The organism is Rhodovulum marinum, assembly GCF_004343075.1.
Classification (GTDB): domain Bacteria; phylum Pseudomonadota; class Alphaproteobacteria; order Rhodobacterales; family Rhodobacteraceae; genus Rhodovulum; species Rhodovulum marinum.
The window spans coordinates 79,842-98,135 of record NZ_SLXP01000006.1 but is presented as its reverse complement, the minus strand read 5'-3'; the positions used below and the strand labels follow the sequence as shown (position 1 = coordinate 98,135).

The following is an 18,294-nucleotide window of genomic DNA, read 5'->3' as shown; positions in this document are numbered from 1 at the left end:
TCTCCTTGTTGGCGGGGTGTCCCCCGGTTTCCGGCCCCTTTCCGGGGCTCTGGTTACAATCCGTAGACATAGTGCGGCAGCCACAGCGCGATGCCGGGGAAGGCCATGACGATGGCCAGCGCCAGCAGCATCACCCCGACGAAGGGCACGATGGACGAATAGATGTCGCGCAGGCCGATTTCCTTCGGCGCCATCGCCTTCATCAGGAAGAGGTTGTAGCCGAAGGGCGGCGTCATGTAGGCGATCTGGGTGGTGATCGTGTAGAGCACGCCATACCAGATCAGGTCGAACCCCAGCACCTTGACCAGCGGCACGTAAAGCGGCGCGACGATCACCAGCATGGCCGTGTCGTCGAGGAAGGTGCCCATCAAGAGAAAGCTGAGCTGCATCAGGATGAGGATCATCCACGGGTCGAGGCCCAGTTGCTCGGTGAAGAGGTTGTCGATGGCCCTGACCGCGCCCAGCCCGTCGAACACCGCGCCGAAGGCCATGGCGGCGAGGATGATCCACATGAACATGCAGGAGATGGCGAGCGTCTGGCGCACCGAGGTTTCGAACACCGCGCGCGTCATCCGGCCCTTGAGCACGGCCGCCAGGAAGGCGGTCAGCGCGCCGATGGCCGAGCTTTCGACGAGCGAGGTCCAGCCATTGACGAAGGGCACCATCATCGCGGCGAAGATGCCGATGGGCAAGAGCCCCGCGCTGAGCAGGCGCAGCTTTTCAGCCATGGTGATCTGCTCGCGTTCCTCGGGACCGAGGGCGGGGCCGAGCGCGGGGTTCAGGCGGCAGCGGATGTAGATATAGGCGATGAACATGGCGGCCATCATCAGCCCCGGCAGCACCCCCGCCAGCCAGAGCTGGCCCACCGGCTGGCGCGCGATCATGGCGTAAAGCACCAGCACCACCGAGGGCGGCACGAGGATCCCCAGCGATGACCCCGCCTGGATCACGCCCGTCACCATCTTCTTGTCGTAGCCGCGCTTCAGCAGTTCCGGCAGCGCGATGGTCGCCCCGATGGCCATGCCCGCCACCGAAAGCCCGTTCATCGCCGAGATCAGCACCATCAGCCCGATGGTCCCGATCGCAAGCCCGCCCGGCACCGGCCCCATCCAGACATGGAACATGCGATACAGGTCGTCCGCGATCTTCGATTCTGACAGCACGTAGCCCATGAAGATGAACATCGGCAGGGTCAGCAGCGGATACCATTTCATCAGCTTCATCGCCGCCGAGAACGGGATCACCGAGCCCCCCGTCCCCCACAGCGCCAAGGCGGCCACCGCGGCCACCGCCCCGATGGCGCCGAATACCCTTTGCCCGGTCATGAGCATCAGCATCATGGATGCGAACATCAGGATGGCGATCATTTCATAGGACATGGCTCAGATCTCAATGTCCTTGATATGCGCGATGTCCTTGAACAGCTCGGATATGGCCTGAAGGAGCATAAGGAAAAACCCAAGGCACATGATCGACTTGATCGGCCAAATGAGCGGTCGCCAGGCAGTGGGGCTGCGCTCGGTGTATTGCAGGGAATAGATCAGGCTGTCGATGCCGCCATACAGAAGTACGCCGAGAAAGAAGATCAGGAACAACACCGTAAAGGCGTCGACCCAGGCCCGTTCCGTCACCGACCAACGACCGTAGAACAGGTCCATCCGTACGTTCGACCCCAGCTGGATCGAATAGGGCCCACCCATGATGTAATAGGCGACAAGCGCAAACTGCGCCATTTCCAGGGTCCAGAGCGAGGGCAGAAAAAAGGTCTTTGAAATCGAGGACCATAACAGGATCCCCATCATCACGAAGATGCCATACATCATCACCCGGCCGATGCGGTAATTCACCCCGTCCACGATCCGAACATAGGCACGCATGAAACCGGTCATGCCGCGGCCCCCTGCCCGAGCCGACCCAGAGCCTCGTTCACGATATCTGCCAAAAGAATTCCCATGCGCGCCTGCCCGGCGTCGTCCGCGATCAGGTCGTTGCGGATTTCCAGCATGACGTTCAGGCGCCCCTTCGCGTCCCCGTGCCGGTTCAGTGTATGTGTGACGCCGTCCGCGGGTCCATAGGGTTCGTTTCGCGCCACGCGATGGCTGGTTCTGCCTGCGGCCAACGCCAGCATCGCATCGGCGAGGCGGCTGTCCCGGTCGTGTAGTATGCCGATCTCGACGTCGCGTCGAACACCGTGCCAGATCGGGGTGAAACTGTGAACGGTAATCAAGGCAACCTCGGCTGGCTGCGCAGACAGCGTGGCCTCGACCGTGGCGTGGAACGGATCGTAGTAGCGACGGGCGCGTTCGGCTCGCTGCGCTTCGGTCAGGTCGACGTTGCCGGGAATGGCGATCGATTCCGTGCGCACGGGCATCGCCTCGGGCGAAGCTGCGGGCCTGTTCACGTCATGAACCAACCGCGATACCGTCGCGGCCACAAGCGGCGCGTCGAGCAAACGCGCCATCGACCGCGCCAGAGAAAGTGCCCCCGGATCCCAGGCAGCGTGGCTTTCTTCATCGCCGGGCGCAAGACCGAGCCCCTCGAACTCGTGCGGGATCGCATTCGACGCGTGATCGCATAAGAGCACAACCCGGCCACGGCCGGCCGCATTTTCGACCAAGGGGGCAGCGCCCGTTCCGTCCGGCGGTGTTGCGGTCATGCGTTACTCCCTGCGCATACTGAACAGAGTTCTTCACCGCCTGCACGGCTGTCAATTCCTTTCCTGAAAATTTCTCTTCAGGCGCGAGTCACCTGACGCTATATTATGCAAAGGAGGGCCGCTTTCGTGTCTGATCCATACCAGACCATCGCCGATCGGCTGCAAGCCCGGCTGGACGACCTGACCCGCGCCGAGCGGCAGCTGGCGGATTCGATCCTGGCAGCGTACCCGATTTCCGGACTCGGCTCGATCACTCAGGTCGCGCAGGCGGCCGACGTCTCAACCCCCACGGTTGCACGCATGGTCCAGAAACTGGGGTTCAAGGGCTATGCCGAGTTCCAGGCCGCCCTGCGCAGCGAACTCGAGGCAAAAATCTCGGGGCCCATTGCCCGTCGCGAGACCTGGGCCGAGGGCGCACCCGGCGCCCACATCCTGAATCGATTCACCGAGGCGGTGATCGGCAATATCCGTCAAAGCCTGGCCCACGTGGACCCCGCACAGTTCGATGCGGTCTGTGACCTGCTGGCCGATCCCGCACGCCGGGTCCATGTCGCGGGTGGACGGATCACGCGCACGCTGGCAGATTATCTTTCACTGCATCTTCAAATGGTGCGCCCTGGCATCGTACCGCTCCAAGGCCAACAGAACGCCTGGGCGCATTCGCTTCTCGATATCGACGCGGGCGACGTGCTGGTGATCTTCGACGTGCGCCGATATGAAAACGCGACGCTTCGGTTGGCCGAGATGGCCTCTGAGAAGGGCGTAGAGATCGTGCTGTTCACCGATCAGTGGCGCTCGCCCGTGCACCGGCTGGCACGCACAGCTCTGGTCAGCCGGACTGTGGTGCCTTCGGCCTGGGACTCGTCGGTAACGACACTGCTCATGGTGGAGACCGTGATCGCCGCTGTACAGGAACGCTGCTGGAGAGAGACCCACGGCCGAATGGAGGCGCTGGACGAGATGTTCAATAGAACCGGCTTTTTCCGAAAGTTTACCTGACGCCGCAATCGATCAGCCGCGAAACCCTGTTGCCACCACGAATTTCTCGGAACTTTCAGACCGGCTGGCGGGTGGCTTGACGTTCGCCACCTTGTCAAAGCGCTGCTTCAAGATCGCCTGCAGGCCGCCCTCGGCGCCACCGGCCAGAACCTTGGCGACGAATGTCCCACCCTCCTCCAGCACATCAAAGGCCAGCTCCGCCGCCGCTTCGCACAGTGCCACGATGCGCAAATGGTCGGTCTGCTTGTGTCCCGAACTGGCCGCGGCCATGTCGCTCATCACCACGTCTGCTTTGCCACCCAACCACGCCTTGACCTTGTCGTCCGCGCCGTCTTCGAGGAAATCCAACTGGTGGATCTCGGCGCCCGGTACCGGTTCGACCTCTTGCAGATCGACGCCAAGAACCCGCCCCACCGCCTTGCCCGGCTTTTCGCCCAACGCGTTCACCCGCCGGACCGCCACCTGGCACCAGCCGCCCGGCGCACAGCCCAGATCGACCACTCTGGCGCCCGGCACCAGGAAGCGGAACTTGTCGTCCAGCTCTAGGATCTTGAATGCCGCGCGCCCGCGATAGCCCTCGGCCTTCGCGCGCTTGACGTAAGGGTCATTCAGCTGTCGCTCCAACCAGCGCGTGGAGGACAGCCGCCGTCCTCGCGCCGTTTTGACCTTGACCTTCAGATCGCGCTGCCCGCGCCCGCTCGATCCCCGTTTTTCCGCCATGCCTGCCCCTACGCCGTCCGCGCAGCCTTTCTGCTTCTTCTGGTCACAAATATCCAAATACGGCGGCGGGTCCTGGACACAAGGTCGAAACGGCGCGCCTCAGAACGGGCCGTCCTCCAACACGCCATCGGCCGACATCTGCGCATATAAAAGACCCTCGCGCAGACCGCGATCCGCAACCGACAGCCTGTCGGTCGGCCAAACCCGCATCAGCGCCTGCAGGATTGCCGCCCCCGACATGATCAGTGCATGCCGATCGCGTCCGATCCTCGGATCGGCCCGCCGGCCTTCGGGCCCGAGATACAGATAGGTCCGGATTACCTGGTCGATCTGGGTCGAGGTCATCCGCAGCCCGTCCACCTTGGTCCTGTCATAGCGGCGCAGTCCCAGGTGGCTTGCCGCGACCGTGGTCACCGTGCCGGACGTTCCGATGATCTGGAACCCTTCTGTCACCTGCTCGGCGCTGTAGGGAGAGAAATCGGCCAGGTTTTCTTCGAAGAACCAACTCATCAGAGCAAAACGGGCGTGGTCGTCCTCGACATCGTCGAACTGTTCCTTCAGTGTCGCCACCCCCAACGGCACCGAAATCCAGTCCACGACGCGCGCCGCAGGAAACGGGCTGTCGGGCATGTGAAACCCGCCATGCAACCGCATGATCGCGCGGGGCCGCTCGGTGCGCGGCACCGCCGACAGGTCGATCCAGACCAGTTCGGTCGACCCCCCGCCGATATCGACGACCAAGAGTTGCTCGGTCCGGGTGGACACCAGCGGCGCACAGGACACGACCGCGAGGCGCGCTTCTTCCTCTGGTTCGATGATCTCGAGGTCCAGCCCGGTTTCCCGACGAACGAAGCCGATGAACTCCCGCGCATTGGTGGCGCGTCGGCAGGCCTCGGTCGCGACCAGCCGCATCCGCGCGACCTGATGCTTTTCCAGCTTGCCCTTGCAGATGCGCAACGCCTGCACCGTACGCGCCATTGAAGCGCGACTTAGACGCCCCGAGGATTCAAGCCCGGTGCCGAGCTGCACCGATTTGGAAAAGCTGTCGACCACATGAAACTGGCTGCCCTTGGGCTGGGCAATCAGCATGCGGCAACTATTCGTGCCGAGATCGAGCGCCGCGTAGAGCGAGGCCGGATCCGGCGGGGCTGGTGCGGGGGTTGCAACCACCTTGGGGAACGCGCCCGCACCCTTGGGACGCCTGGGCGCCATGGAACCGCCCTCCAGATCGAGTTATCCCCAAGCTATCCCGGCAGCGTCGGCCTTGCAACGAAGATCAGCGCCGCCAGCAACGCAACAGCCCCAGCGCGCCGATCCCGGCAAGCCCAAGAGGCAGGCTTGGCGGCAGAGGGACCTGGGCCGGTGCGTCCGTGACAGTGAGGGTTTCGGTAACAGTGGGCTCATCGCCCCCGCCTGACCCACCGGGCGCAACCGCAAACAGAGACATGGACCCTGGCAGTGCAGAGCGGACGTTCGGGCCCCCTCCACCGCCTGTCAAATCGCCCACCTCAAGGATCGAACCCACCCCCAGTTGGGGAAACACCCACCCCAGCCGATCGTTGGGTGGACCGCCCCGCCAGGGAGCCGCGAGGAGCAGGTCCATCGGCCTCGGCTCGGTCGCCCCGGCTTGGTCCCCTGCTACCGGCTGGACGCATCCGATTTCCGGGCTCTCAGGCACGGCCAAACACATCCCGCCAGAGGCCGGCAGGCACAGCCCGCCCCCTGGAAGAAGACAGATCTCGCGCGCCCGCGCAGCGAACACCGCGTTGTAAAGCCGACCTGAAGACATCCCAGCCTCAGTTTCGGGCTGGCGTTTGTCGACTGTCGATTCTTGCGCGTCTCTCCATGACCATGACGTCGATTCCGGCGCCCCGGCCATCACCAACAACGCGCAGAACGCGATCGCCGCCGTCTTTGTTTTTCGTCGCATCTGCCAGCCCCCAAAGGGCCGGCCCGGCGCCCCCACGTGCCCGGCCGACCCGTCCCCGGGACAAAGCCCCAACCGGCTATGCCCCCGCAACGTCGCCCCCACGCACGCCGCGATGCCTTGGGTTTGCCCCAATTGCCGCGAAATGGCCAAGATTTCGGTAGGAGACGGTTAATTCCAACCGCACGGGGCAACCGAAAGCGACAGCCCCCCCCGATTGTGCACGGCACGGCACCGATTACGGGCACTGGCGTTGGCGACTCATAATCATGTTGAGAAATTCGATAGGCCCGCGCGCTGGCCGCGTGCTCTGTACAGGACTACACCCAAGAACAAGGTCGCTCGCCACGCGCAGCACGTCGAAAACCGGCGTCGTCGCGACAATACGCCGGATTACAAGCGGGTACGGAAGAAGGGGAATCAGATGCCCGAGCTCACCATCGTCTATTGGCGCGACATTCCCGCTCAGGTGATCGTGGGCAAGGGCCGCAAGGCCGAAAAACGCATCCTGCCGGAACGGTTCGAACAGGCGATCGACCGCTGCGCGATGAGGGTGGGGGCACGGGACACCGACGCATACCTCGCCGAGTGGCGGCGCGCTGTCCCGGTCTCCCGCGAGGGCGACCCGGCAGCAGTGGCCGAGGCCGAAGCCGCCCGCATTGACGCGGAATACGACAACGCGCGTCTCGGGGCCCTGGTCGACTCTTCCGGATGGGAAACCGCGTGAACAGGCTTTGGGAGACGGCAATGGGCCTTCTAAACTTCAAAAAACGGGATGCGATCGGAGCCACGCCCGGCGTGTTCGCGGACTTCGTCCGGGGCTACTCGATCGAGGTGATGCCGCGCACGGCCGAGAAGATTGCGGATTTCCGTGCCCTGCTGCCCGCCGGCACCCGGGTCTACATCGCCCATCTCGACGGCACGCCGATCGACGACATGGTTTCCACCGCCGCCCGACTGCGCGCCGAAGGGTTCGAGCCGATGCCGCATTTCCCGGCCCGGTCCATTCCGGACACGGCGACGCTGGCCGACTGGATCGCGCGCTATCGCGGCGAGGCCGACGTCAGGCAGGCACTGGTTCTGGCCGGTGGCATCACCCAGTCGCGGGGCACATTCCATTCCTCGATGCAACTCCTTGAAACAGGGCTTTTTGACAAGGCCGGGTTCGAACGGCTGCACGTGGCTGGCCACCCCGAGGGCTCGCGCGACATCGACCCGGACGGGTCGGACCGTCTGGTGATGGAGGCCCTGCGCTGGAAACAGGCATTTGCCGAACGCACCGATGCACAGATGTCGATCGTTACCCAGTTCGCCTTCGAGGCCGTTCCGGTGATCGCCTGGGCCGATCGGCTGCGGGCCGAGGGTATCGAGATGCCGATCCATATCGGCGTGGCGGGCCCGGCGAAGTTGCAAACTCTTGTCAAGTTCGCCATCTCCTGCGGCGTCGGCCCCTCGCTCAAGGTGCTGCAGCGCCGCGCACGCGACGTTTCCAAGCTGGTGCTGCCCTTCACGCCCGACGAGTTCCTGAGCGATCTGGCACAGGCCGCCACCCGCCGCCCCGCGGATTTCCCGATCGAGGGCGTGCATTTCTTCCCGCTTGGCGGGATAAACACGAACGCGGCCTGGCTGGCCGAAAAGGGGCTGGCCCCCACCCCGCAACCCTGAGGAACCCCATGACCCGTACCGTCATCGAGTCCAAGTCCAAGACCGTCGTGATCGGCTTCGACGAACCGTTCTGCGTGATCGGCGAGCGCATCAATCCCACTGGCCGCAAGAAACTTGCCGCCGAACTGGAAGCCGGAGATTTCTCGACCGTGGAAAAGGACGCGCTGGAACAGGTCGCCTGCGGGGCGATGGTTCTGGATGTGAACGCAGGCGTGGTCTACAACTCCAACCCCAACCCGAACGAGACCGAACCGCCCCTGATGCGCTCGATGATCGAGCTGGTGCAGGGGCTGGTCGATGTGCCGTTGTGCATCGACTCGTCGGTTCCGGGCGCGCTGGAGGCGGGGCTGGAGGCGGCCGAGGGGCGCCCGCTTCTGAACTCCGTCACGGGCGAGGAAGAGCGGCTGGAACGTGTCCTGCCGCTTGTCAAGAAATACAACGTGCCGGTGGTAGCGATTTCAAATGACGACACCGGCATTTCCGAAGATCCCGACGTGCGCTTTGCGGTTGCCCAGAAGATCGTGCAGCGCGCCGCCGATTTCGGCATCCCGGCCCACGACATCGTGGTCGACCCGCTGGTGATGCCAGTGGGCGCGATGGCCAGCGCGGGCCAACAGGTGTTTGCCTTGGTGCGCCGCCTGCGGGATGAGTTGGGCGTCAACACCACTTGCGGGGCGTCCAACATCTCGTTCGGACTGCCGCATCGTCACGGGATCAATGCGGCCTTCCTGCCGATGGCGATCGGCGCGGGCATGACGTCGGCGATCATGAACCCGATCCGGCCCGTCGAGATGGAGGCGGTGCGCGCCGCAAACTTCCTCATGAACCACGACCCGAACGGAAGTGCTTGGATCGCCTTTTCCCGGGTTCTGGATGCGGTGGCAGAGGGCATGCCCTTCGCCGAAGCCTCCAAGGCCGCGGCCGAGGCGGGCGGCGGTCGAGGCGGACGCCGGCGCCGTCGGGGTTGAGACCGGGGCGCCACGAAACCGCCGCCCCTCTGCCCTGCCCCTGTCATGCGCGGCACCGATGCGCTATTCTGCCTGCGCCAGGTGGGGGCCGGCCTAGGCATGAAGGTTCGGTGCGAGTAGAAGGAGACGACTCATGGCCCTCGGCAAGAGACAGTTTTTCACAGGTTTGCTTTGCGCGCTGACAACGGGCTGTGTCGGCACATGGGCGACCGACTATTCCGACGCGATCTCGCCCGAGGTATCGCGCGGCTGGAGGGTCAGCACGGTCAGCGTCACTGTGCCCGAAACCCTGACCATCTCCGAAGAGAACGTCTATGCTCCGGTTGCAGATATCGTATGGCGCGGCGATGTCCCCGGTGACCGACGCGCCCAGGTCGCGGCCATTGTCAAACAGGCTGCTCAGCGCGGCGCCGCCGGCCTGCGGGGCCGCCGCGCGGTGCGGCTGAGTGTCGAGGTAACGCGGTTCCATGCCTTGTCCGACACCGCGCGGCTGCGCCTGTCACAATCGGGCGTGCATGACATTGCCTTCGTCGCGCGTGTCACCGATGCCCGCACCGGCGAAGTTCTGGCCGGGCCCGAGGCGATCCGCGCCGATCTGGTGGCCTATACCGGAGAGGACGCGCTGGCCGCTGAACGCGCGGGGCAGACCCAGAAGGTGCGCATCACGAACCACCTTGCGCGGGTCTTCGCCGGCTGGCTGGGCGCGGGGCCCGACGATGTACGCGGCAGCTTCCGGCGGATGGGCCGCTAGAACAACGAATTCGGGGACGACATGGCCGATACCGATCCGCTGGTGATCTTCACGCCCTCGGGCAAGCGGGGACGCGTACCCGTGGGTACGCCCGTGCTCGAGGCCGCGCGCCGCCTCGGCGTCGATCTCGACAGCGTCTGCGGCGGACGCGGCATCTGTTCGAAATGCCAGGTGGCCCCGGCCTATGGCTCCTTTCCCAAGCACGGCGTCACCGTGGGACACGATGCGCTGTCGCCGGTCAATGCCGTCGAGCGTCGCTATGATGAAAAGCGAGGGTTGAAACCGGGGCGGCGGCTGGGCTGCCAGGCGCGGATCCTGGGCGATGTGGTGCTTGACGTGCCGCCCGAAAGCCAATTGCACCGCCAGGTCGTGCGCAAGGCCGCCGAGGTACGCGCGGTCGAAATGGATCCGGCCACCCGCCTTTTGATGGTCGAAGTCGCCGAACCCGACATGCACGCACCCTCGGGCGATTTGGAACGCTTGAACACAGCGCTTGCCGCGCAATGGGATACGCCACCCGCAGTCGCATCGCTGCCGGTTCTCGGCCGTCTGCAACAGACACTGCGAAAGGGCGGCTGGCAGGTCACAGTCGCGCTGCACCAGGGTCATCTCGACGCAACGCCGCGCATCCTGGATGTCTGGCCCGGCTTTTTCGAGGGACCGCTCTACGGGCTGGCGATCGACCTTGGATCGACCACCATCGCGGCGCACCTGGCCGACCTGACCACTGGCGAGGTGCGCGCCTCCGCGGGGGTAATGAACCCGCAAATCCGCTTCGGCGAGGACCTTATGAGTAGGGTCTCCTACGCGATGATGAATCCGTGCGGCGCGGTCGATATGACGACAGCGGTGCGCAGCGCATTGGGGGACCTTGCGAAGGGTATCGCGGAAGATGCCGCGATCGACCCTCGCCTCATTGTCGAGGCGACCCTGGTCTGCAACCCGGTCATGCACCACCTGGCCCTCGGTATCGACCCCGTGGAACTGGGCCAGGCCCCCTTTGCCCTCGCGACCTCGGACGCACTGGCGCTGGACGCGGCCGATCTGGGGCTGACAACGATCAACCCGGCGGCACGGGCCTATGTCCTGCCGCTGATCGCAGGTCATGTCGGCGCGGACGCCGCCGCGGTGGCGCTGTCCGAAGCGCCGGAGAAATCCGATGACCTGGTGCTGATCGTCGATGTGGGAACCAACGCAGAGATGCTGTTGGGCGACCGGACCCGGGTGCTGGCCTGCTCATCGCCCACCGGTCCCGCCTTCGAAGGGGCGCAAATCAGTTCCGGCCAGCGCGCGGCCCCGGGGGCAATCGAACGGGTGCGGATCGACCCCGCGACCAAGGAGCCGCGCTATCGGGTGATTGGCTGCGACCTGTGGTCTGACGAGGCGGGCTTCGCCGAAGCGGCGGGCAAGGTGACGGGCATCTGCGGCTCGGGCATCATCGAGGCGGTGGCCGAAATGCGCATGGCCGGATTGGTCGACGGCTCGGGGCTGATCGGCTCGTCCGAGGCGACGGGCACGGCACGCTGCATTCCCGAAGGCCGCACCCACGCCTTTGTTCTTCATGATGGGCGCGCGACCAGCGGGCCGTTGATCAAGGTGACGCAGGGCGATATCCGCGCGATCCAGCTTGCGAAATCCGCACTCTACGCCGGGGCGCGGCTGCTGATGGACCGAATGGGCGTGGATCACATCGACCGCGTGGTACTGGCAGGCGCCTTCGGGGCACATATCAGCCCGCTGCACGCGATGGTTCTGGGCATGATCCCGGATGTGCCGCTGGACCGCGTTCGATCGGCCGGTAATGCCGCAGGAACAGGGGCGCGGATTGCCCTGTGTTCGCGCGCGGCGCGGGCGCTGGTCGAAGCGAATGTACGTCGAATCGAGAAAATCGAGACTGCCGTCGAGCCGCGATTCCAGGAGCATTTCGTTGCCGCGAACGCCCTCCCCCACGCAACAGATCCCTTCCTGGAGCTTGCCAAGATCGCGCCTCTTCCAAAGGTGGACTTCAACACCGGCGCCACCGACGGTGCCAGACGGCGGCGACGGCGCAGTTAGCCTGTGTCGGACCGGGAGCAAGCGGAGCGAATTTCATCCGTACGGATCGGTCCCGCCAGTTTCTCGGTAGGGTGGCAACGTCCGTAAACGGACCGGTCATAGGGGACAGGACTTGACGCGCGCCCGCGCTTTGTCTACGTCCCCAACAGCCCGGGCGGGTGTAGCTCAATGGTAGAGCAGGAGCTTCCCAAGCTTAAGACGAGGGTTCGATTCCCTTCACCCGCTCCATCGCTTTACGGGTATTTCGGCGATCTGGTCTGCTGCCGGTTTCGTAGACAGCGGGTTAAGTTTTCATAGCTCTGGCCTCGAACGCCATGGGGCTTAGGTAGCCCAGCTTGGAATGGCGTCGCTTCGGATTGTAGAGACGCTCGATGTAATCAAAGACATCGGCACGGGCGGTATCGCGGGTCCAGTATACCTTGCGTGCGGTCCGCTCGGTTTTCATCGATAAGAGGAAGCTCTCCATCGCCGAGTTTTCCCGGACGTTGCCGGCCCGGCTCGTCGAGCAGGTGATGCCGTGGTCGAGTAGCAGGCGCTGGAACTGCCCGCTGGTGTATTGCGAGCCCTGGTCCGAATGATGAAGCAGGGTGTCAGCCTTGCTGCGCCGCCAGACCGCCATCATCGGCGCATCCATGACCAGCGCGGCATCGCGATCCGCCTTCATGGACCAGCCAACAATGCGCCGCGAGACCGGATACAGCACGACCGCGACATACAGCCAGCCCTCGGCGGTCCAGATATCGGTGAAGTCGGCCAGCCATTTCTGGTTTGGACGGTCGGCCTCGAAATCGCGGGCGAGGATGTTGTCGGCGATGACTGACCGTTCGCCATCATCCTTGGGCTTCCCGCGCCACCTGGGCCGTGCTCTCATGGCATTCTCCCGCATCAACCGCTCGATCCGGTGGAGTCCGCAGGACAGCCCGTCTTCGAGCACGTCGCGCCAGACACGGCGGGCCCCGTAAGTGCGATCGCTGGCCCGGAAACTCTTGTCGATGGCCCTGACGAGCTTCGCATAATAGGCCGCCCGGTCGCTGATCGGTCGTTTAAGCCAGGCGTGGAAGCCCGACCGGGAGACACCCAGCACCTCGCACATCCAGCTGACCGGCCAGATGTGCCGATGCCTCGCGACGAAAACGAAGCTCATGTCGCTTCCCGCGCGAAGAAGACCGCGGCCTTTTTTAGGATGTCACGCTCCGCCTTGAGCTTGGCAACCTCTTTCTTCAGCGACGCGATCTCGGCCAGTTCGGCGCACTGCTGGCCGTTCCCGGGAAACGCCGAGGCTGGTGCCTCGGCTGCCTCCCGCATCCATCGCCGCAATACGCTCTCGGCAAGTTCCCGATCCCGGCAGGCCTGGGCCACCGTCACGCCCCGCTCCGTCACCAGCTTTACCGCCTCGATCCTGAACTCGCGGCTGAACTTCCGTCTCGTTATGTCCACTCTCCAGTTCCTTGGTCACGATCTTATCCTCGTGTCCACGAAACCGGCAGCAGGCCAATCAGGTGCTATCGGCGTTCAGATGCAAGGCGCTTTGGTTTGGCGATATCCGTTCCCCGATTGCGGTCGGTTCAAGCCGGACAGGATAAAACCATCCCAAGGGCAACGACACCCATAAACTTGCGCTTATCAACCCTGTCTGTCGGCGTAGAGCCGCACCCACGAACCGGTGTCACGAAGTCATTTTCCGAGAGGGGCCTTCCGTGCATCGAACAGACGATAGGCACACACACCCGTGGCGCAGACCCGAATAGACCGGGACGACGCATCCCGTCTTACGGCTGATTTGCCGACAACTTTTTCGGCACGCCGAACAGCTAGGCGTCTTCGGTGCCGGTGCGCCGTTTCCAGACAGTCGCGGCGATCTCGTCGCGGGACTTTCCCTGTTCTTCGAGCGCCTTAATTTCCTGGAACATCTGTTCAGCCTCAAGGACCAGCGCGCAGTTTTCGCACAGGGCGTCGGCCTTGGTTCCGAACAGCCCGAGGACCTTTCCACATTCTCGACAGATTGCCATATGTTCATCACTCCGGTAACGGGGAGAACCTTAGCCGCCAATCCTTAACGAAGTCTTCCGCGCCGCTTACACAACGTGCGGTTAGTCATGCTCGGCAACAAAGCGAAGAAGCGCCCGCGTCGATCCATCCAGTTCCTCGGGAATGGGGGCGCCATCCAGAACCGGTGCCAACGACGTCGCCAGTTCCTTTCCCAGTTCCACGCCCCACTGGTCAAAGGAATTGATACCCAGAATCACCCCCTCGGTGAAAACCCGGTGTTCGTAAAGCGCGACGATCCGGCCCAGAACGGCCGGCGTGAGCTGCGGATAGATCAGTGTCGTCGACGGACGATTGCCGGGAAAGACCCGATGGCGGGCTTGGCGATCCAGTTCCTTGCCCCGGAAGCCGGCGGTCTCGGCCAGCGCGCGCGCCTCTTCCAAGCTGCGCCCACGCATCAGAGCCTTTGACTGGGCCAACGCGTTTGCCAGAAGCAGGCGATGGTGGTGGGCGAGCTGCGGCTCGTGACCACGCGCCGCCACCAGGAATTCGCAGGGGACAACCTGCGTACCCTGATGCAAAAGCTGGTAAAAAGCGTGCTGACCATTGGTCCCGGGCTCCCCCCAGACCACGGGGCCGGTCGGGCGTGTCGCGGGGGTTCCATCCATCGTGACGCCCTTGCCGTTCGATTCCATCTCGAGCTGCTGGAGATAGGCCGGCAGCCGGGCGAGACGCTGGTCATAGGGCAGCACGGCCCGTGTGGCATGGCCCAACACCTGTGCATGCCATATCCCGACCAGTGCCAGCAGGACGGGCAGGTTCTGGCGAAACGGTGCGACGCGGAAATGCGCGTCCATCGCGGCACCGCCGCCTAGGAACGCATCGAACCGCTCGGGTCCGATCGCAATCGTCAGGGACAGTCCGATCGGCCCCCAGATCGAATAGCGTCCGCCGACCCAATCTTCGAATCCGAAAACACGCCCGGGTGCGATCCCGAATTCCGAGGTCCGATCGGTCGCCGAGGACAGCGCCGCAAACTGCGCGGCCGGGTCTTTCACCCGGCCCGCCATCCAGTCGCGCGCGGTGCGCGCATTGGTCATCGTCTCGACGGTGGTGAAGGTCTTGGAAGCCACGATCACCAGCGTCGTTTCCGGGTCCAGCCCATTCAGCGTGTCGGCGATATGCGCCGCGTCCACGTTCGAGACGAAATGACAGCGCGGCCCGTCATGGTAGGGGGCCAGCGCAAGGCACGCCATCGCCGGGCCAAGGTCGGATCCACCGATGCCGATATTCACCACATCGGTGATCGGCCCGCCCTGCCCCACGAACGCACCCCCGCGCACGGCATCGGCAAAGTCGCGCATCCGCGCAAGCGTCCTGCGGACCCCGGGCATCACATCAACACCGTCCACCGCGATCGACGCGCTCGGATTGCGCAGTGCGGTGTGCAGCACCGCGCGCCCTTCGGTCTCGTTGATCTTCTCGCCCGAGAACATCGCCTCGCGGCACGCTGCCACGCCGGCTGCATCGGCAAGGTCGATCAATAGTTCAAGGGCTTCCGCATCGATATTCGTCTTTGAGAAATCCAACAGCATGTCGCCCATGCGGGCGCTAAACGACCCGGCACGCGATGGGTCTTCGAACAGCGCGGCAATCGGGCGTTCGGCCACTGCGCGTGCCTTGGCGTCAAGACGCCTCCAGATTTCTTCCATGCGCACCCTACTCCGCCCAGTGGACCGTGGCCGATTTGAGAACGGTCGCGACCGGCGCCAGGTGCGGGTCGTTCAGTTCTGCCGCCCGTTCCAGTGCCGCGCGCTTTTCTGCGCCGGTGATCAGGATATGGGTGGACATCGCATCGCGCAGCACCCGCGCGGTCAGCGTGATCCGCCGCTCCGGCTGGCCGGGTGCGGTGATCTCCATAACCGGGGGCGCATCCGGGCGAAGCGCCGCCTCCAACTCGGGCGCACCGGGAAACAGCGAGGCGATGTGCATGTCCGCTCCCATCCCCAGCACAAGGATATCTAGCGGCAGTGCACGGTTCACCCTGTCGGTCAGCCCGGCCATGCCATCGGCACCGGGCCGAAGACCGATGAACCGGGCCGCCGCGGCCTTGCCCATCAGAAGACGCGCCTTCAACATCCCCTCGTTCGAACGTGGGTGGTCACGGGGCACCAATCGTTCGTCCGTGGGCATGACCCGCACCCGGTCCCAGTCGAGCGACGTTCCACACAGGTCATCGTACAGCGGTCCCGGGGTCGAACCACCAGGCAGCGCCATGGTCATCTTTTCGGCATGAAACAGCTGGTTGTTGATCTCTCCCGCCAGCACGTTTGCCAGGTCGATCATCATCATTTCGATATCAGGGTAGGTCACCAGCTTCATGGCCGAACCTCGCGCCAGCGCCGCCCGTCGCGATGCATCAGCATCAGTGCATCCTCGGGTCCGGAACTACCCGGATCATAGGGTTGCGGGCGGTCGCCGCGCGCCTGCCAGGCCGCCACGATCGGATCGGTCCAGGCCCAGGCAGCTTCGACCTCGTCGCCACGCATGAACAGCGTCTGGTTGCCGCGGATCACGTCCATGATCAGGCGCTCATAAGCGTCGGGAATATCCTCGGCTCCCGGCCCCAGCGCCTCGGCGAAGGACATGTCCAGAGGAACCTCGATCAGACGCATGCCGCCCGGACCGGGCTCCTTGATCGTCACCTTGAGCTTGATCCCCTCGTTCGGCTGCAACCGGATCACCAATGCATTCGACCGCTGCCCCTCCTGCTCGCCAAAGATAGAATGCGGCGGGTCCTTGAAGGTGATGGCGATTTCCGAGGTGCGCGCACGCAACCGCTTGCCGGTGCGCAGGTAGAACGGCGTGCCCTTCCAGCGCCACGACGAGACGTGCGCCTTGAGCGCGATATAACTCTCGGTGAAGCTCTTCGGATTGTCGACATCGTCAACATAGCTGGCATGGCCGTTCCCCGCGCCGTATTGCCCGCGCACGATGTCGGCCGGCGCTACCGGGTCTAGAGCGCGGATCACCTTGAGCTTTTCGTCGCGCACGGCGTCGGGCTCGAAGGCATAGGGCGGCTCCATTGCGATCAGGCACAGAAGCTGCATCATGTGGTTCTGAACCATGTCCCGCATCGCGCCGGACTTGTCGTAATACCCACCGCGCCCTGCCACGCCCACGGCTTCGGCCACCGTGATCTGGATGTGATCCACGTATTGTGCGTTCCAAAGCGGCTCGAACAGCATGTTGCCGAAGCGCACCGCCATCAGGTTCTGGACCGTCTCTTTCCCGAGGTAGTGATCGATGCGATAGATCTGCTGTTCGTCGAAATGGGCGGCCAGTGTCGCATTCAGTGCACGCGCCGAAGCGAGATCATGACCAAAGGGCTTTTCCACCACGATCCGGCAGCCGTCGCTGTTCATGCCGTGGCGGTGCAGGCGATGGGCCAGATCGCCGAAAAGCCCGGGTCCGACCGAGAAATAAAAGGCATGCACCATGCCCGGCCGCATCTTTTGCGCCAGTTCCTGCCAGCCGTCTTCACCAGTGGCATCGACACGGACATAGGAAAGCCTTGCCATGAAACGATCCAGCGCAGCGGCGTGGACCCGGTCCGCGGGCACGTGTTCTGTAATGGCGGCGCGCACCTCGCTGCGCCAGGCGCCGTCGTCGAACTCCGAGCGGGCCGCGCCGATGATACGCGCCGCCTCGGGCAACTGGCCCGCCAGGTCACGCCGGTAAAGCCCGGGCAGGATCTTGCGCGTGGCCAGATCGCCGGTCGCACCGAAAATCACAAGGTCGAAAGGATCGACCGGGATAACGCGTGATACCATGGATGCCCTCGCCGGAACGCCAACCGGGGCGTTTCCCCCGACCCTGTCCTGTCTACCACGCCCGGACTGCGGCGCAACAATCCCGCTGCCTCAGGCCTCCAGTTCGGCGTCCCAGTACAGAAAGTCGAGCCAGGTCTCGTGCAGGTGGTTTGGTGGGAATTTTCGCCCGGTGTTCCGCAGTTCCTCGGCACCCGGCCGCCGCGGCGCTCGACGCAGACTCATACCCGCCTGGCGCAGGCTTTTCGACCCCTTCTTGAGATTGCAATGCGCACAGGCCGCGACGACATTTTCCCAGCTCGTGATTCCGCCCGCGGCGCGCGGCACGACATGATCGAAAGTCAGATCGCCCCTTGTCCCGCAATACTGGCAGGTGAATTCATCCCGCAAAAAAAGATTGAAGCGCGTGAAGGCCACGCGCTTCTGCGGTCGGACATAATCCTTCAGAACCACCACCGAAGGTATTCGGATTTCCATCGAGGGGCTGCGCACGACCTTGTCGTACTCGGCCACGATATCGACCCTGTCAAGGAACGCAGCCTTTACAGCCTCTTGCCAGGGCCAAAGCGACAAAGGGTAGTAGGAAAGAGGGCGGTAATCGGCGTTCAGCACAAGCGCAGGATGATGCCTGAGGCTGCCCGGTTCGCGGACAAAACTGGTCCTGAAATCGCCATCCATCTCTGACTCGGCCTCCGCTCCGTCCGCCTGTCCCGACCTCGGAGCGGGACGCGCCCGCC

17 protein-coding genes and 1 tRNA gene are annotated in these 18,294 nt (G+C 64.2%); 7 read left to right on the top strand and 11 right to left on the bottom strand.

From position 1 onward, the window contains the following. Positions 1-53: 53 nt before the first annotated feature. The 3 genes from EV662_RS10690 to EV662_RS10680 are packed head-to-tail and all read right to left on the bottom strand — an operon-like array spanning position 54 to position 2,656. Entirely contained in the window at positions 54-1,379 is a 1,326-nt protein-coding gene (locus EV662_RS10690) for a TRAP transporter large permease (RefSeq protein WP_132462155.1), read from the bottom strand. A gap of 3 nt (positions 1,380-1,382) precedes the next feature. After that, positions 1,383-1,889 carry a TRAP transporter small permease subunit gene (locus EV662_RS10685; protein WP_132462154.1) on the bottom strand — a complete coding sequence of 169 codons (507 nt, stop codon included), beginning with the start codon at positions 1,887-1,889 and terminating at the stop codon, positions 1,383-1,385. Beyond that, on the bottom strand, positions 1,886-2,656 hold the full coding sequence (locus EV662_RS10680) for an N-formylglutamate amidohydrolase (protein WP_132462153.1): 771 nt from the start codon (positions 2,654-2,656) through the stop codon (positions 1,886-1,888). The genes EV662_RS10685 and EV662_RS10680 overlap by 4 nt, the downstream gene beginning before the upstream one ends. A 126-nt stretch (positions 2,657-2,782) precedes the next feature. Between EV662_RS10680 and EV662_RS10675 the strand changes: the two genes are divergently transcribed. Next, the gene (locus EV662_RS10675) at positions 2,783-3,655 is read left to right on the top strand and encodes a MurR/RpiR family transcriptional regulator (protein ID WP_132462152.1); all 873 of its coding nucleotides are present in this window, start codon (positions 2,783-2,785) and stop codon (positions 3,653-3,655) included. Between the two features lie 12 nt (positions 3,656-3,667). Here the strand turns inward: EV662_RS10675 and EV662_RS10670 are convergent, their stop codons facing one another. Both EV662_RS10670 and EV662_RS10665 read right to left on the bottom strand, forming a co-directional pair. After that, positions 3,668-4,375 (bottom strand): RlmE family RNA methyltransferase, encoded by a 708-nt coding sequence (locus EV662_RS10670; protein WP_132462151.1) that lies wholly within the window; start codon positions 4,373-4,375, stop codon positions 3,668-3,670. Positions 4,376-4,474: 99 nt separating this feature from the next. Then, the gene (locus EV662_RS10665) at positions 4,475-5,587 is read right to left on the bottom strand and encodes a Ppx/GppA phosphatase family protein (protein ID WP_132462150.1); all 1,113 of its coding nucleotides are present in this window, start codon (positions 5,585-5,587) and stop codon (positions 4,475-4,477) included. Positions 5,588-6,726: 1,139 nt separating this feature from the next. Between EV662_RS10665 and EV662_RS10660 the strand changes: the two genes are divergently transcribed. The 6 genes from EV662_RS10660 (at position 6,727) to EV662_RS10635 (ending at position 11,969) form a co-directional block, all read left to right on the top strand. Next, positions 6,727-7,029: a virulence factor gene (locus EV662_RS10660; protein ID WP_132462149.1), complete on the top strand. Its 303-nt coding sequence runs from the start codon at positions 6,727-6,729 to the stop codon at positions 7,027-7,029. A 20-nt stretch (positions 7,030-7,049) separates the two neighbouring features. Further along, on the top strand, positions 7,050-7,967 hold the full coding sequence (locus tag EV662_RS10655; protein ID WP_132462148.1) for a methylenetetrahydrofolate reductase: 918 nt from the start codon (positions 7,050-7,052) through the stop codon (positions 7,965-7,967). An 8-nt stretch (positions 7,968-7,975) separates the two neighbouring features. Next, entirely contained in the window at positions 7,976-8,935 is a 960-nt protein-coding gene (locus EV662_RS10650) for a methyltetrahydrofolate cobalamin methyltransferase (protein WP_132462147.1), read from the top strand. Positions 8,936-9,068: 133 nt separating this feature from the next. Then, positions 9,069-9,686 (top strand): DUF6778 family protein, encoded by a 618-nt coding sequence (locus EV662_RS10645; RefSeq protein ID WP_132462146.1) that lies wholly within the window; start codon positions 9,069-9,071, stop codon positions 9,684-9,686. 21 nt (positions 9,687-9,707) lie between these two features. Continuing rightward, on the top strand, positions 9,708-11,741 hold the full coding sequence (locus tag EV662_RS10640; protein WP_132462145.1) for an ASKHA domain-containing protein: 2,034 nt from the start codon (positions 9,708-9,710) through the stop codon (positions 11,739-11,741). 154 nt (positions 11,742-11,895) lie between these two features. Further along, positions 11,896-11,969: transfer RNA gene (locus tag EV662_RS10635), tRNA-Gly, on the top strand. Positions 11,970-12,024: 55 nt separating this feature from the next. On the opposite strand, the gene EV662_RS10630 is transcribed toward EV662_RS10635, so the two are convergent. From EV662_RS10630 to EV662_RS10605, 6 genes are all read right to left on the bottom strand, one after another. Next, positions 12,025-13,172 (bottom strand): IS3 family transposase gene (locus EV662_RS10630; protein ID WP_132462318.1). Its coding sequence is split into 2 segments (ribosomal slippage): positions 12,025-12,923 and positions 12,923-13,172, totalling 1,149 coding nucleotides; the frame shifts between segments, so codons are not numbered across the junction. Between the two features lie 380 nt (positions 13,173-13,552). Continuing rightward, positions 13,553-13,750, bottom strand: coding sequence for a hypothetical protein (locus EV662_RS10625; RefSeq protein WP_132462144.1), 198 nt, complete (start codon positions 13,748-13,750; stop codon positions 13,553-13,555). An 81-nt stretch (positions 13,751-13,831) separates the two neighbouring features. Continuing rightward, complete coding sequence (pgi, locus tag EV662_RS10620) at positions 13,832-15,439, bottom strand: glucose-6-phosphate isomerase (RefSeq protein WP_132462143.1); 1,608 nt, start codon at positions 15,437-15,439, stop codon at positions 13,832-13,834. A 7-nt stretch (positions 15,440-15,446) separates the two neighbouring features. After that, the gene (pgl, locus tag EV662_RS10615) at positions 15,447-16,109 is read right to left on the bottom strand and encodes a 6-phosphogluconolactonase (protein WP_132462142.1); all 663 of its coding nucleotides are present in this window, start codon (positions 16,107-16,109) and stop codon (positions 15,447-15,449) included. After that, a complete protein-coding gene (zwf, locus tag EV662_RS10610; RefSeq protein WP_132462141.1) occupies positions 16,106-17,560 on the bottom strand; it encodes a glucose-6-phosphate dehydrogenase in 1,455 nt (484 codons plus the stop codon). Before zwf ends, pgl begins: the two co-directional genes overlap by 4 nt. 90 nt (positions 17,561-17,650) lie before the next feature. After that, positions 17,651-18,235 (bottom strand): HNH endonuclease, encoded by a 585-nt coding sequence (locus EV662_RS10605; RefSeq protein ID WP_132462140.1) that lies wholly within the window; start codon positions 18,233-18,235, stop codon positions 17,651-17,653. Positions 18,236-18,294 lie beyond the last annotated feature (59 nt).

What these genes read in the sequence shown, in the direction of transcription:
- EV662_RS10690 (WP_132462155.1), bottom strand. Translation starts at nt 1,379, where the DNA reads ATGTCCTATGAAATGATCGCCATCCTGATGTTCGCATCCATGATGCTG.
- EV662_RS10685 (WP_132462154.1), bottom strand. Translation starts at nt 1,889, where the DNA reads ATGACCGGTTTCATGCGTGCCTATGTTCGGATCGTGGACGGGGTGAAT.
- EV662_RS10680 (WP_132462153.1), bottom strand. Translation starts at nt 2,656, where the DNA reads ATGACCGCAACACCGCCGGACGGAACGGGCGCTGCCCCCTTGGTCGAA.
- EV662_RS10670 (WP_132462151.1), bottom strand. Translation starts at nt 4,375, where the DNA reads ATGGCGGAAAAACGGGGATCGAGCGGGCGCGGGCAGCGCGATCTGAAG.
- EV662_RS10665 (WP_132462150.1), bottom strand. Translation starts at nt 5,587, where the DNA reads ATGGCGCCCAGGCGTCCCAAGGGTGCGGGCGCGTTCCCCAAGGTGGTT.
- EV662_RS10660 (WP_132462149.1), top strand. Translation starts at nt 6,727, where the DNA reads ATGCCCGAGCTCACCATCGTCTATTGGCGCGACATTCCCGCTCAGGTG.
- EV662_RS10655 (WP_132462148.1), top strand. Translation starts at nt 7,050, where the DNA reads ATGGGCCTTCTAAACTTCAAAAAACGGGATGCGATCGGAGCCACGCCC.
- EV662_RS10650 (WP_132462147.1), top strand. Translation starts at nt 7,976, where the DNA reads ATGACCCGTACCGTCATCGAGTCCAAGTCCAAGACCGTCGTGATCGGC.
- EV662_RS10645 (WP_132462146.1), top strand. Translation starts at nt 9,069, where the DNA reads ATGGCCCTCGGCAAGAGACAGTTTTTCACAGGTTTGCTTTGCGCGCTG.
- EV662_RS10640 (WP_132462145.1), top strand. Translation starts at nt 9,708, where the DNA reads ATGGCCGATACCGATCCGCTGGTGATCTTCACGCCCTCGGGCAAGCGG.
- EV662_RS10625 (WP_132462144.1), bottom strand. Translation starts at nt 13,750, where the DNA reads ATGGCAATCTGTCGAGAATGTGGAAAGGTCCTCGGGCTGTTCGGAACC.
- pgi (WP_132462143.1), bottom strand. Translation starts at nt 15,439, where the DNA reads ATGGAAGAAATCTGGAGGCGTCTTGACGCCAAGGCACGCGCAGTGGCC.
- pgl (WP_132462142.1), bottom strand. Translation starts at nt 16,109, where the DNA reads ATGAAGCTGGTGACCTACCCTGATATCGAAATGATGATGATCGACCTG.
- zwf (WP_132462141.1), bottom strand. Translation starts at nt 17,560, where the DNA reads ATGGTATCACGCGTTATCCCGGTCGATCCTTTCGACCTTGTGATTTTC.
- EV662_RS10605 (WP_132462140.1), bottom strand. Translation starts at nt 18,235, where the DNA reads ATGGATGGCGATTTCAGGACCAGTTTTGTCCGCGAACCGGGCAGCCTC.